Raw genomic sequence first — 13,489 nt, 5'->3', positions numbered from 1 at the left:
CCGTCGTGCGAACCCGTCCCGTGAACCCGGTTCGCCCATCGCGAACAATCGCACGTCCTCGTTCGTGTTATGGTCGAGGAGGTGAAACCAATGCCCGAACATATACCGTCCGTCCGCGCGTCCGGAATGGCGGATGCAACGACACCCGAAGTTGCATTCGCGCGCGGGGCCGCAGCGGCACCCGAGGCCGCAGCGGCGCCAGGGGGAACGCTCGTTCCTGAAGTCGCGCCTGCACCAGCACCCGCACCCTGGGTCCTACCTGCGCCCGAGCCCGCGCTTCAACGAACGGCCGCCCTGCCGTCCGCCGCGAACTCGGCCGCCGCGGACCTGCGCTCCGACGCGTTCCTCGAGCGCGCCATGCGCCGTTGGGGCGACATGGTGCTGCGCCTGGCCTTGAGCCAGCTGCGCGACGCCTCCGACGCCGAGGACGTGTTCCAAGACGTGTTCATCCGCTTGTTGAAGGATCGCACGACATTCAACGACGACGAGCATTTGAAGGCGTGGCTGCTGCGCGTGACCGTCAACCGCTGCCGCGATATCGGCCGATCGGGTTGGAAGCGCCGCAACGAGCCTTTGGCGGAACGCCACACGGCCATCGAAGCGCCCAATCTGCTCGGCTCCGAAGTATGGGACGCCATCGGCGCGCTCCCTCCCGACCTGCGCGCCGTGGTGCACCTGCATTACGTGGAGGGCTACTCCACCGACGAGGTGGCCGGCCTCGTAGGTTGTCGCCCTTCGACCGCGCGCACGCGCCTGCACCGCGCCCGCAAGCACATGAGGGCCGCCCTCGAAACCGGGGAGTTGGCCGGACGGTCCGCGCGCAGCGCGGCCGCCGACGACCAGCCAGCATCCCCACGCTCCGCAACCAACGAAACCACGCCTTCAGGAAAGGAGGCCGACCATGAGCAACGATCCCTTCAACGACTACGCTACGAAGATGCAGGAGGTGAGAGCGTCCGACCGCCTGCTTGACGACGTGATGAAGAAAGCGGCCGCCGAACGCCGTGCGGCAGGCGGGGCGGAAGAATCCGCATACGATAAGGCGTTTTCCGCATCTGTGCGAACGCACGATAAACCCACGCCACGCCCCAAACGTCCTTTGCCGAAGATATTCGCCGTAGCGGCCTGCTTTGCGGTTCTCATTGCGGGAACCGCGTTCGCGAGCGGTGTCGCCACCTGGCCGGAACTCCCCTTTTTCGGTATGAGTTCGCAAGGTTCCGGTAATTCGTTCGCACTCTCAGCCTACGCTTCGGAACACCCAGAAGGCACCGCAGGCGAAACGATTGTGCTCAATTCACCTGATTTCGGATGGGGCGGTTACAGCGGCGCATATTACGATCCGGAAACCCAGCAATTCTGGAAGTACGACGAGTGGGCCGGGTACAAGTACGGCTTAAACCTCGCCTGCACCGGTCAAAACATCGAGTCGATCACCTACGCGATAAAAGGAGACCACGCCTATTTCGAGACCATAGACAATGAAAAGGCATCACGCCCCTCAACGCAGGAAGAGATCGATTCCGGCAATGATTCAGTTTTTCACTATACCGACTCGGTTATCCTCGACTACAACGATCAGCGCAGTGTTCAAAATGACAGGACGGTGAGTATCTACCTCGGGTTTCCCGTTCCCGAGGAAGCCGCAGATGCGTTTCACCGCCTGCAGTCGGGCGAGGCGAATCGCCATCTGTTCTACGAGTACAGCACAGCCATCGACATAAAAGCTGCGCTTGCTCTTGCCAGCTGTCGCATTGAGCTCACAGCAACGTTTACCGACGGATCGACTCAGACGAAGTCCTATTCCATAGAGCCGATATCCGGCTTCGAGCAACAGATGGCGGACTACCGGGAAGCGTGCTACCAGTGGGCAATAACCCACGAGCCAACAAGCAGCGATGATGTCGAAGCGCTCAACGCGCATCAGAAAGACCGCCCGGAGCAGCCAAGTTTGTTCGCCATCTCCGAACTGTCGTAAGAGCCATCGGCTGCGGTTCGCATTTCTAGCCCCTCGCATTTACCGCGCCTTTGCCTCAAAGGCGCGGCGTTCTTTTTCGCACTCTTTTCCATCCTCCGAAACATGCGGGCTTTCTGAATCGTATGCTTCTTCAAGGAGGTGAAAACATGCCGAACCACGAAGACCGAACGGACGCGGAGGCGTTTCTCAGGCAGGCTATGGCCGATTGGGGCGACGCGGTGTACCGGCTGGCACTCAGCCAAACGCGATCGCGCGCCGATGCGGAAGACGTGTACCAGGACGTGTTCCTGAAGTTGCACAGCGACGCCACGACGTTCGAGAGCCCCGAGCACGTGAAGGCATGGCTGCTGCGCGTGACCGTGAATCGGTGTCGCGACCTGGCTCGATCGGGCTGGAAGCATCGCACCGTCGCCCTCGACCCCGAATGGGATGCACCCGACACTCCCGCGCGCGACGACGAGGACGCTGCCGTATGGGACGCCGTGGGCCAGCTGCCCGAGCAGCAGCGCACGGCTGTGCACCTGCACTATGTGGAAGGGTATTCCACCGACGAGATCGCACGCGCGCTCGACTGCCGGCCCGCGACGACCAGAACCTGGTTGTTCCGCGCCCGAGCCCGCATTAAAGAGCTGCTGGAAGGCGATACGCCCAAGGAAGGGTTGCAAACCGAGCCTGAAACGACCGGACGACCCGACACGCCGGCCAAGCCTCGTCCGCCCAACATCAGCGTCTTGCGCTGCGCGGACCAACCCCAACCGATTCCCTCCATCCTCCCTTCGAAAGGAGGCCTTTCATGAACGAAGATCCCCTGAACCGCTACCAATCCATGATGAACGACACCCACGCACCCGCCCACCTGCCCGAACAAGTGCTCGAACAGGCGCGCGCGCAATCGGCAGCGAGCGCTTCGGCAAATGCAACTCGCAGCGCGAAACCCGGCCGTCCCGCAGCCGCACCTGTTTTTTCCGTCAAACGCACCCGCGTCAAGGGTTTTGCCATCGCCGCTTGCGCCGTTTTGGCTTTGGGAGCTGGTGCCTTAGCTTTGAGCCCCCTCGCCCTATCGTCCAACAACAATGACGGCACAGATACAACGCTATCGCCATCCTTCGCCAATCCGTTCGGCCTCGCAGTGGCCGAAGCGGCTGAACCCGGGCAGAGCATCGCTCTTTCTACCGACGAATCGGGCATCAGCCTTGCTGGCAACGGCGGCTTCGACATCCGTTTCGCCATGAACCTGACCTGCGCCGGCGAAAGCATCAAGCATCTTTCATACGCCATCGAAGGTGACGACGTGAGGTTTATGGGCTTTGATATATCTCAAGACGCATCGCACCCCGTAATGGACACGCCCGCCCAGTTTGAAGTCGATTATGATGACCAAAATCCCGAGGGTCTTCGTCGAGAGATACTCGTCAACACGGCCGACCCGGCAATAATGGAAAACAAGCAGCAGATAAGCGACCTCCACCGCCAGCTTGAAGCCACCGAAGACCCTGATGCAGCCGCAGTCCTGCAGGACCAATTGAATGAGCTGTTTGTCGAGTCCACAGAGCTAAACAATGCCTACTATGGTGGCGACTTGATGAGTGGAAAGATCGACAACAACACGTGGTTCGCTTCAAAAGTGACCGAAGCCGCTCAAAAGCTTGCAAATGCAACCTTGTCCGTCACGGCTACGTTCACCGACGGGACCACCGCCACCAAGAACTACCGCATTGCTCCTGTAGAGGACTTCGAACAAAAATGTAAAACATTTTTGGACGTTTCGTTCACGCCGGATCATGACGAAAACGACCCTGCTTTAGCCACTCCGCTTTTCACGATCACGGAGCTCTCGTAGAGACAGCCTACTGGCTGACAGGTGCCGAAACGTTCGACAACACGATATATTGCAGCGAGCGCACCGTGCGCTCGCTGCATTGTTTTCAGCCGCCGCGACTTGCTGCGCCGTGCGGCCAGCAGGCCGTTCCTACGTTCCACCGGGGAGATGCATGCGTTTGCGGAATGAGCGCTCGCAGCTTATGATGACGGGAGCCCGGCGGCACGTCGGGCTCCCACCGCACATCCAAGGAGCCGCCTCATGAGAATAGCCGGATTGCAGAAGCTGACGTTGCTCGACTATCCCGAGCATACGGCGGCCACCGTGTTTCTTCCGGGCTGCAACTTCCGTTGCCCATTCTGCCACAACGCCGCGCTCGTGCTGGATCCGAACGACACGTCCGGCGACACAGCGGTCGAGGAGTTCTTCGCATTCTTGGACAAGCGGCATGGCCTGCTCGATGGCGTGTGCATCACCGGTGGCGAACCGCTGCTCCAGCCGGATCTCGCCGACTTCTGCGCACGCATCAAGCACGCAGGTTTCAGCGTGAAGCTGGACACGAACGGCAGCTTCCCCGAGGTGCTGCGGGCGCTCGTGGAAGCGGAACTCGTGGACTACGTGGCCATGGACGTGAAGAACGCACCCGAACGCTATGCAGAAACCGTCGGCGTGCCCGGCTTCGACATAGCCCCCATCAGCGATTCGATCAGCTACTTGCTGTCGGACGTCGTGCCCTACGAGTTCCGTACCACCGTCGTGCGCGAACTGCATACGCTCGCCGATCTTGTGGCCCTTTCCCACTGGATAGCCGGCGCAAGCGCCTGGCACCTGCAAAGCTTCGTCGACACCGACACCGTGCTCGCCGGAACGGGCATCCTGCATCCCTACGCCCCCGACGAGCTCGAAACCCTCCTCCCCGAACTACGCCAAGCCGTCCCCAACACCCACCTGCGCGGCGTCTGAGCAGTCGAGTTTCAGCCAGGTATCAAACCAGGATTGAAACCAGACGCACGGCCGCTTGACGGCGATTTGCGCAGCGCGGACAGAAACAGGCCCGTGCAATCCTTGGTTTTGAAGCAACATCTGCCAATGTTGCTTCAAAAGGGCGTTTGTGAACGACTATTTCGAAGTATTTATGTATAAGTGTTATAGTCATTTTATAAAACACCAGTTGAAAGGGCTACAGCTTTTATTATTCTTAGATGTGATCATGCACAAACGCCTTTTTGAAGCAGAAACACCTGCCGAGGAAGCTTTTTCGCTTTTGGATAACAAAGGCGTCGGCACCGAGCGGTCCGGAAGGAACCGATAGCGCTTCCTTAGCGCCTCCAGCCCTTCCTTTCACGTCAACAAACAACTTGACCTTCCTGCAATTCGCATTTTTCCGGGAACAACCATCGCGCGGATGACCAGCAGGCCCCCCCCCACGGAGGTGCGAATTCGGCACGCATCGAGGGCCGAATTCGAGGCACCGCGAGTCGCAAATCGTGCAATTCGGAACACGCTGTGCTCCGAATTGCCCTACGCAAACAGGGCCGGACTCTTTCGAATCCGGCCCTGCTCTTTATGGGCGCTAGCTGTCAGTATGCTGGCAATGGGGTGCGATTGTGTTCGCCGCGCGCCCTCTCGTTAATCCGACGCAAGCGTCGGGAGCTAAGCAACCACCTGCATCTTCATTTCGTTGATGCGCTGGAAAACCGGAGCCGCGCCGCCGGTGATGGCCACAGAGCCGTCGGCACCCACCTCGAGCATCGTGGGGGCCTGCATGATGCGGTAGCGCTGGGCCAGCTCCACGTTCTCCTCGGCCAACAGCTCCTCGTAGGCGATGCCGGCCTCGTCCATCTGGGCGGCGGCATGCTTGCAGTTCGGGCAGGTACGGGTAGCCACCAGGTACAGGCCCGCCGGCAGCGTGCTGTGATCGGGGGCGATCTCCTCGGGCACCGTCACGTGCGAACCCGCCTGCCCGGCCTGCTCAGCGGCGGCCGTCACCTGCACGCCCTCGCGCGTCAGATGCGAATGCCCCAAGTCGTACTCCACGCGGTCGGCGAACTCCTGCGACTTGCCGTCGTTCCAGTTCTTCACGGGACGGTAGTAGCCGGTGATGCGCGAGTACACTTCCGTTTCCTCGTGGCAGCACGGGCACTCGTACACCTCGCCGGCGATGTAGCCGTGGTTCTTGCACACGGAATACGTGGGCGACATGGTGTAATACGGCAGCTTGTAGTTTTCGGCGATCTTGCGCACCAGCGTGGCCGTGCTCTGCCAGTCGGGCAGCTTCTCGCCCAGGAACGCGTGGAACACCGTGCCGGACGTGTACAGCGTCTGCAGCTCGTCTTGCACATCGAGCGCGCTGAAGATGTCGTCGGTGTAGCTCACCGGCAGGTGCGACGAGTTCGTGTAGTACGGCGAACCCTGGTCGTTGGCGGTGACGATGTCGGGGAACTGCTCCTTGTCGTGCTTGGCGAAGCGGTACGTGGTGCTCTCGGCCGGGGTGGCCTCCAAGTTGTACAGGTCGCCGTACTCCTCTTGGTAGTCGGCCAGACGCTCGCGCATGTGGTTCAGCACGTCCTTCGTGAACGCCTGCGCGGCCTCCTGCGTCATATCGGCGCGCAGCCAGCGGGCGTTCAAGCACGCCTCGTTCATGCCCACCAGGCCGATGGTGCTGAAGTGGTTCTCGAACGTGCCCAGGTAACGCTTCGTGTACGGGTAGAGGCCGGCGTCCAGCAGGCGCGTGATGACCTCGCGCTTCGTGTGCAGCGAGCGCGCGGACACGTCCATGAGGTGGTTGAGGCGGCGGTAGAAGTCGGCCTCGTCCACCGCTTGGTACGCGATGCGCGGCATGTTGATGGTCACGACGCCGATAGAGCCCGTGGACTCGCCCGAGCCGAAGAACCCGCCCGACTTCTTGCGCAGCTCGCGCAGGTCGAGGCGCAGGCGGCAGCACATGGAGCGCACGTCGGACGGCTCCATGTCGGAGTTGATGTAGTTGGAGAAGTAGGGCGTGCCGTATTTCGAGGTCATCTCGAACAGCAGGCGGTTGTTCTCGGTGTCGCTCCAGTCGAAGTCGCGCGTGATGGAGTACGTGGGAATGGGGTACTGGAACCCGCGGCCGTTCGCGTCGCCCTCGATCATGATCTCGATGAACGCCTTGTTCACCATGTCCATCTCGCGCGTGCAGTCGCCGTAGGTGAAGCCCATCTCGCGCCCGCCCACGATGGCCGGCTGGTCGCGCAGGTCGGCTGGGCACACCCAGTCGAGCGTGATGTTGCTGAACGGAGCCTGCGTGCCCCAGCGCGACGGGGTGTTCACGCCGAACACGAACGACTCGATGCACTGCTTCGTCTCCTCGTACGTGAGGTCGTCCACCTTCACGAACGGGGCGAGGTAGGTGTCGAAGCTGCTGAACGCCTGGGCACCGGCCCATTCGTTCTGCATGATGCCCAGGAAGTTCACCATCTGGTTGCACAGGCTGGACAGGTGGCTGGCCGGCTTCGACGTGATCTTGCCGGGCACGCCGCCCAGGCCCTCCTGGATGAGCTGCTTGAGCGACCAGCCCGCACAGTAGCCCGTGAGCATGGACAGGTCGTGCAGGTGGATGTCGGCGTTGCGGTGGGCGTTGGCCACCTCGTCGTCGTAGATCTCAGACAGCCAGTAGTTCGCCGTGATGGCGCCGGAGTTCGACAGGATGAGGCCGCCCACGGAGTACGTGACCGTGGAGTTCTCCTTCACGCGCCAGTCCTCCACCTTGACGTACTGGTCGACGAGGTCCTTGTAGTCGAGCAGCGTGGCCTTGGCGTTGCGCACCTTCTCGCGCTGGCGACGGTAGAGGATGTAGGACTTCGCCACGTCGGCATACCCGGCCGTGGAGAGCACTTCCTCGACGCTGTCCTGCACGTCCTCGACGCTGATGATGCCGTCTTTGATACGGGGCTCGAAGTGCGCGGTCACGTTCAGGGCCAGAAGGTCGATCGTGGAAGGATGGTACTGCTTCTCCAACGCGTCGAATGCTTTGGCGATGGCGGACGAGATCTTGGCGATGTCGAATTCCGCGATCTTGCCGTCGCGCTTCTGAACCTGATACATACGGTCTCCTTTGTGCAGTGTGTTGTTTCGCTCAGCGCGCCCGCAGCGGGGCGTCCTCGGAGCCGGCGGGCCTACTGTCCCTCGCCGCCGGGCGGTGGTTCCACCCTACCAGCGCTCCGGGTCCTCGTCAATGCATGTCACCCATATGTTGAAGATGAAAACACAATGAACAACAACATGTGGTAGTTTTTCGCCATCTGGGGTTTTGCCGTCGACCGTGCGTTGCCGTTACGAAAGGCGACCTGCGAGAATAGAACAAACCGTTGTCCACGCACAATATGGAAGCCCGGAAAAGACCATCTGCGGCTATCCGTTTCTTATGGATTTCGGCAGACGGGAAAGCGCGTTTGAACCCGAAGGCAGCCATACTGGCGGCCGCAGGCTTGGTGGAGGAAGACGCTGCGCAGAGCGCCGAACGCGAGCAGCCGCGAAACGCTTGAAGCAACTTCGAACCGCCCAAAAAGCACGAAAATGGGAGCAATGTTGCGATCGAGATCGATAAAGGCGCCCGCCCCATCCGCCTCGCAAGCAAGTAGATGCCCTGAGCAGGCAATTTACGAAGCCCTTGGACACGAACGCAAATGCGGGCTTTCGAAACGCAACATTGCTCGCATTTTCGTGCTTTCAGGACAAGATCCGCCGTTCAACCGCCACTGACATGCGCCGTCCAGATTGTCATCCTGAGCATGCAACAGTCCAGTGGACTTGTTGCACTCCCGAGCACGCGGAGCGGGCGCAGGGAGGCATCGCGAAGCGATGGGCGGCGCGAGCCGCCGGAGTCGAATAAGCCGCCGGAGTCGAAGGATCCCGTGCGGCGGCAGCCGAAAGCACCTCCGGTTGGCACCGCACGGGATCCTTCGACTCGCTTCGCTCGCTCAGGATGACAACGCGCTGGCCTGCGTAATGTCAATGCCGGTTTAGCAGCGGAGGGCAAGGGCACGTTTGCCCTTCAGAAAAAGGAGCGGGGTCTCCTTATATCCCGGATAGCGAGGAGGCTTTCCGCATGCGCTCGTTCGCCCGTGCACGCGCGGCAGAGTTTGCCCCAGCGCCCTCGGCAGACTATGATGGAACGCGACGTCCGACTGAGCCGATGGGGCACAGCGTCCAAGCATTGTCTGACAGGAGCCGCCATGGAAAGCACCCGACATCCGCTGCGCTGGATCGCACCCATCGCCTACGTCGCGTCGTTGGACGGGTTCTTGGTGCTGGCGGGTCTGGCATCGACGTTCGACCCCGACTCGACCGGCATGTTCGACGCGGGCTTCGCCGTGCTAAGCTTCTGCGTGCTCGCGGCGTTCGTGGCCAGCGTCGTCCAATGCATCATCCTGTACGCCAGGAAAGCCGATGGTCATCTCGCCTTCTCGCGCAGGGCGATGTTGCTCGCCAAGCTGGGCCTCATCCCGTTCTTCTGCCTGGGCGGGCTGATTATGATGTTTCTTTTGCTGCTTTCCCTGCATCCCGTGCTCGCCGTGGTCGGCTGGGTGTCCGTGCCCATCGCCCTAACGGTTGGCTGGATCACCATGATGGGAGGCTCCCTGTGGGCCATCGCCTATGCGGGCGGTCTACGCGCGGAGCGGCGCATCTCCACCGGCGAGTGCGTGGCGCACATCATCTTGCAGCTGTTCTTCTTCGCGGACGTCGTCGACGCGATCGTCCTGTTCGTGCGCGGTCGCAAACGCGAGAAGGGCGGCATGGAGCCCGCTGGTTCAGGAACGCCTTTCGGCGCGACGCCTCCAAACCAGCCCGGTGGATTCGCGCCGCCGTACTCGCCGGGAGCAGCCCCTGCCGCACAGGCGTGCCCGACGTCGTACCCGCCAACCGCACCGCCAGCGTATCCGCAGGCCATCTCTATCCCGCATCCATCGGACCAGACGCAGAACCAGCGATAGCGCATCGACCGCCGTGCGCCCCTTGAAAATGCACGGGCACGGGAATTAGCATGATGAACGCGAGGAATTCTCGCCGCGCGCACCCGGCACCGTCATACTGTGACAGCGAAATTCGAGAACGGATCGAACAACCTTTCGAGAACAGGAGCATCCTCCATGAGAAACTGCCTCGTCGCGCAATCCGGCGGCCCCACCGCCGTCATCAACTCCAGCTTGGCCGGCGTCGTGCGCGCCAACCAGCTGAACCCCGTGTACGACCGCGTGTTCGGCGGCCTGTACGGCATCGAGGGCACGCTGGACGGACTGCTGTACGACCTCACCGACCTCACGGGGCACGACATCGAGCTGCTGCAACAAACGCCGTCGTCCGCCTTGGGCACGTGCCGCTACAAGCTGAAGCGCGGCAACGACGTCGACTACCGCCGCCTGGTGGAGGTAATGGACGCGCACGACATAACCACCATGTTCTACATCGGTGGCAACGACTCCATGGACACGGTGGACGCGCTGGCCTCGTGGGCGCAGGACAACGCGCCGGGCAAACGGTTCATCGGCATTCCGAAGACGGTGGACAACGACCTCGTGCCCGTGGACCACTGCCCCGGCTTCCCGAGCGCCGCGAAGGTGGCCTGCGAGATCACCCACGCCACGCGCCTCGACTACGACGCGTACACGCGCCCCGAGGTGTTCGTGCTCGAGGTGATGGGCCGCGACGCGGGGTGGCTCGCCGCTAGCTGCTGCGTCACCGGCGACGTGGACCTGCTGGTGCTGCCGGAGGTCGACTTCGATCAGGAGGCGTTCCTGGCCGAAGTGCGCAAGAAGTTCGACGAGGCGGGCAAATGCTACATCGTCACCTCCGAGGGCGCGCATTACGCGGATGGAGCGTACCTGTCGGCCGGCAACGCCGCCGACGACGGGTTCGCGCACGCCGTGCTGGGTGGCGCCGCGGCCGCCCTCAAGCAGATGATCGTGGACGCCGGCATCGTGCCGCGCGGCGTGGTGCAGGACCTGTCGCGCGCGGCGCGCTCCAGCAACTTCGCCCAGAGCATCGTCGACCGCACCGAGGCGTGGGAGCTGGGCATGAGCGCCCACATGCGCAGCGCCGACCCCGCGTTCACCGGCCAGGTGGTGGGCGTGCGCCGCGACGAGGCCGCCGCTGCGCAGGGCCTCTACAACGCGCAGTACTTCTCCGCGCCCGCCAGCGAATTCGCGAACTTCGTGAAGCACTTCCCCGCCGAGTGGATCCTGCCGAACTACCAGGGCATCGCGCCGGAAGCGCTCGAGTACTTCCGCCCGCTTATCAAGGGCGAGCCGCGCGTCATCATGGAAGGCGGCATCCCCGCCACCATCGTGCCGTTCAACCGGCGCTAACAACCGATCGGCGGGACACGGCGCTAGGGCGAGACGGCTGCCGTAAGCGGGATGACTTCTTGCCGCAGCCGTACGCCGCCCTCGCCGCCGCATTGTCGCCCGAAACACTCGGTTTCGACCCCAGAACCGAGGCTTTCGGGCGACAATGGGCTGGCCGACGACCGGATGAGCTGCCAACCGGTTAGAGAAGCCGCACCTCGCCTTCAGCCGAGGCCTCGGCCGCCGCAGGCTCCTCCGCCGGCAACCCGCGCTTGAGCACGCGGTACGTGAGCCCCGCGATGACGAACGCCACCAGCATGGTGCCGATGGCCACGGGAACCAGGTTGCCGCGCAGCGCGTCGAACAGGCCGCCGTACGCCAGCTGTCCCACCGGCTGCGCGCAGTTCGCCAGGGACATAGCCAGCGCGATCACCTTCCCCACCAGATGGGCGGGCGTTTCCATCTGAATGAACGAGATGGCTTGGATGCTGAACATCGTCGCGCACGCCATGCTGGCGAACAGGCTTGCCAGCAGCACCCCGTAGGCCGCCATCGCGTCCATCGGCACGCCCAGCACCACGGCCACCGGCACGAGCGAGAGTGCCGCCACCAGCAGGAACACCGGCGCCTTGCGCAGGCTCAGCCGGTTGCCCAGCGCGCCCACCGCCACGCCGCCCGCCAGGCCGCCCAGCGCGAGCGCGCCTTCGGCGAAGCCCATGAACTGGTTCGGCAACCCCAGAATCTGCGTCACGGTGACGGGCGTGCCGATGATGATGAAGGCCGACACCGTGACGTTGATGCCCGCGACCAAGAAGATGGTCTTCAGGATGACCGGCCGCTCGTGGCGCAGGAAGGCGAGGCTCTCGGCCAGATCGCCCAACACCGTGCGAACGATGCCCTGCTCGCGCTCGATGCGCTGGAAGGGAATGCGGACGAACGCCACGATGAGCAGGGCCGACAGCGCGAACGCCGCGCCGGCCACCATCACCACGGGCTCGATGCCGAACAGGCCGAACACCAAACCGCCGATCACCGGTCCCACCAGGCCCGACAGCGCGCTGATCTGGCTCACGATGGCGGTGGCCCGCACCACGCTCTCGCGCGGCACCATGAACGGCACGGCCGCCTGCACCGTGGGCTGGTACACGCTCTGCACCGCGTACAAGATGATGAGCGCGCAGATGGACATGCCGATGAGGTCGACCGTGCCGTCGAGCGCCAGAAACGCCGTGCACGTCAGCGCCAGCAGCACGTCGAGCGACGCCATAATGCGCCGCTTGTTCACGCGGTCGGCCGCCACGCCGCCGATGGGCGTGAGCAGCAGGTACGGCAGCCACGCCGCCGCCGACACCGCCCCCATGAGCGCGGCCGAGCCCGTCACGTTCAGCACGTAGAGCGGCAGGGCGAAGCGCAGCACCGCGTCGCCGAACAGCGACGCTATCTGCACGATGATGACCGACACGAACGATCGGTTGAACAAGGTTGCCATGGTTCGATTCCTTTCTTTCATACCTTCGGTTGGTATGTATCTTGGTCAAAAAAAGACGCTGCTCGAAGCAGCGTGGCGGCGCGGCGAACCCGCGATCATCGGGTCATGCGCGCCCTCCCCTCTCCTGCAGCTTCTGCTCGTAACCGCTGCGGAAGTCCTCGAGCATGCCGGTGATGCGTCCGGGCTTGACGTTCAGGCCCATGAGGTGCAGCAGCTCCACGTAGTAGTCCATGCGGCGACGCAGCTGGTCGGCATCGGTCATGCGGAACATCGGGCTTACCCACAGGTTCGCCAGTATGAGCACGACCTCGGCCATCTCGCGCGGATGCTCGGTGCGGATGGTGCCGTCCTCCATCCCCTGCCAGATGATGGGCTCTACGAACCGCGGAGCCACTTCCTCGATGATAGACCGGTACTGCATACCCAGAAAACGGCTGTTCTTCACCGGGTCGGGCTCGACGGCCACCTCGGCGCTCAAGGGCAGCTGCGGACCGTCCATCGAGGCCTCGAACAAGGCCTGCATCTTCTCGAGGCCGGTCATGCGCGGGTCGTCGCGAATGGCCACCAGCTCCTTCATGAGCGGCGCGCTCTCGCGTTCGATGGCCGCGTCAAGGATGTCCTCCTTCGATTTGAAGTGATGGTACACCGCGCCTTTCGTCACGTTCAAGTTGTCGACGATGTCCTGAATGGTGGTGTGCTCGAACCCCTTCTCCACGAACAGGCGCATGGCCACGTCGAGGATGCGACCCACCGTCTCCTCGGGATGCTTGTTGCGCGCCACGGGCCCTCCTCTCGGGTAGACGAACAAACGGATGATCCAGATGAAGCGCCCCAGCCGGTGCGCAGCACAGGCTGACGACCTGCCGCCCGCTCCCAACGCGCGG

The 13,489-nt window shown here is 62.8% G+C and carries 11 protein-coding genes; 8 read left to right on the top strand and 3 right to left on the bottom strand.

The genetic code is table 11. The features are described 5' to 3' along the window. The first annotated feature begins 90 nt into the window (after positions 1-90). The 6 genes from HCH03_RS03185 (at position 91) to HCH03_RS03160 (ending at position 5,106) form a co-directional block, all read left to right on the top strand. On the top strand, positions 91-972 hold the full coding sequence (locus tag HCH03_RS03185) for an RNA polymerase sigma factor (RefSeq protein ID WP_246599491.1): 882 nt from the start codon (positions 91-93) through the stop codon (positions 970-972). Next, a complete protein-coding gene (locus HCH03_RS03180; RefSeq protein ID WP_221688309.1) occupies positions 902-1,975 on the top strand; it encodes a hypothetical protein in 1,074 nt (357 codons plus the stop codon). Before HCH03_RS03185 ends, HCH03_RS03180 begins: the two co-directional genes overlap by 71 nt. A gap of 146 nt (positions 1,976-2,121) precedes the next feature. After that, positions 2,122-2,772 (top strand): RNA polymerase sigma factor, encoded by a 651-nt coding sequence (locus tag HCH03_RS03175; RefSeq protein ID WP_246599490.1) that lies wholly within the window; start codon positions 2,122-2,124, stop codon positions 2,770-2,772. Continuing rightward, positions 2,769-3,815 carry a hypothetical protein gene (locus tag HCH03_RS03170; protein ID WP_221688308.1) on the top strand — a complete coding sequence of 349 codons (1,047 nt, stop codon included), beginning with the start codon at positions 2,769-2,771 and terminating at the stop codon, positions 3,813-3,815. The genes HCH03_RS03175 and HCH03_RS03170 overlap by 4 nt, the downstream gene beginning before the upstream one ends. Positions 3,816-4,055: 240 nt before the next feature. Then, positions 4,056-4,757: an anaerobic ribonucleoside-triphosphate reductase activating protein gene (locus tag HCH03_RS03165; RefSeq protein ID WP_221688307.1), complete on the top strand. Its 702-nt coding sequence runs from the start codon at positions 4,056-4,058 to the stop codon at positions 4,755-4,757. A 148-nt stretch (positions 4,758-4,905) separates the two neighbouring features. Further along, positions 4,906-5,106, top strand: coding sequence for a hypothetical protein (locus tag HCH03_RS03160; RefSeq protein ID WP_221688306.1), 201 nt, complete (start codon positions 4,906-4,908; stop codon positions 5,104-5,106). A 341-nt stretch (positions 5,107-5,447) separates the two neighbouring features. Here HCH03_RS03160 and HCH03_RS03155 read toward each other — a convergent pair whose 3' ends face one another. Beyond that, positions 5,448-7,877, bottom strand: a complete 2,430-nt coding sequence (locus tag HCH03_RS03155) for a ribonucleoside triphosphate reductase (RefSeq protein ID WP_080144467.1) — start codon at positions 7,875-7,877, stop codon at positions 5,448-5,450. Positions 7,878-9,007: 1,130 nt separating this feature from the next. Here HCH03_RS03155 and HCH03_RS03150 point away from each other — a divergent pair. Beyond that, a complete protein-coding gene (locus HCH03_RS03150) occupies positions 9,008-9,766 on the top strand; it encodes a hypothetical protein (RefSeq protein ID WP_221688305.1) in 759 nt (252 codons plus the stop codon). A gap of 156 nt (positions 9,767-9,922) precedes the next feature. Beyond that, positions 9,923-11,137, top strand: coding sequence for a diphosphate--fructose-6-phosphate 1-phosphotransferase (locus HCH03_RS03145; RefSeq protein WP_221688304.1), 1,215 nt, complete (start codon positions 9,923-9,925; stop codon positions 11,135-11,137). A gap of 181 nt (positions 11,138-11,318) precedes the next feature. Here the strand turns inward: HCH03_RS03145 and HCH03_RS03140 are convergent, their stop codons facing one another. Together HCH03_RS03140 and HCH03_RS03135 are read right to left on the bottom strand one after the other, a co-directional pair. After that, entirely contained in the window at positions 11,319-12,605 is a 1,287-nt protein-coding gene (locus HCH03_RS03140) for an MFS transporter (RefSeq protein WP_221688303.1), read from the bottom strand. Between the two features lie 103 nt (positions 12,606-12,708). Beyond that, positions 12,709-13,386, bottom strand: coding sequence for a TetR/AcrR family transcriptional regulator (locus tag HCH03_RS03135; RefSeq protein ID WP_221688302.1), 678 nt, complete (start codon positions 13,384-13,386; stop codon positions 12,709-12,711). Between the last annotated feature and the right edge of the window lie 103 nt (positions 13,387-13,489).

This window comes from Gordonibacter massiliensis (ex Traore et al. 2017), from assembly GCF_019731765.1.
GTDB lineage: Bacteria > Actinomycetota > Coriobacteriia > Coriobacteriales > Eggerthellaceae > Gordonibacter > Gordonibacter massiliensis.
The sequence above is the reverse complement of the archived record's forward strand: the minus strand, read 5'-3'. Positions and strand labels throughout refer to the sequence as shown.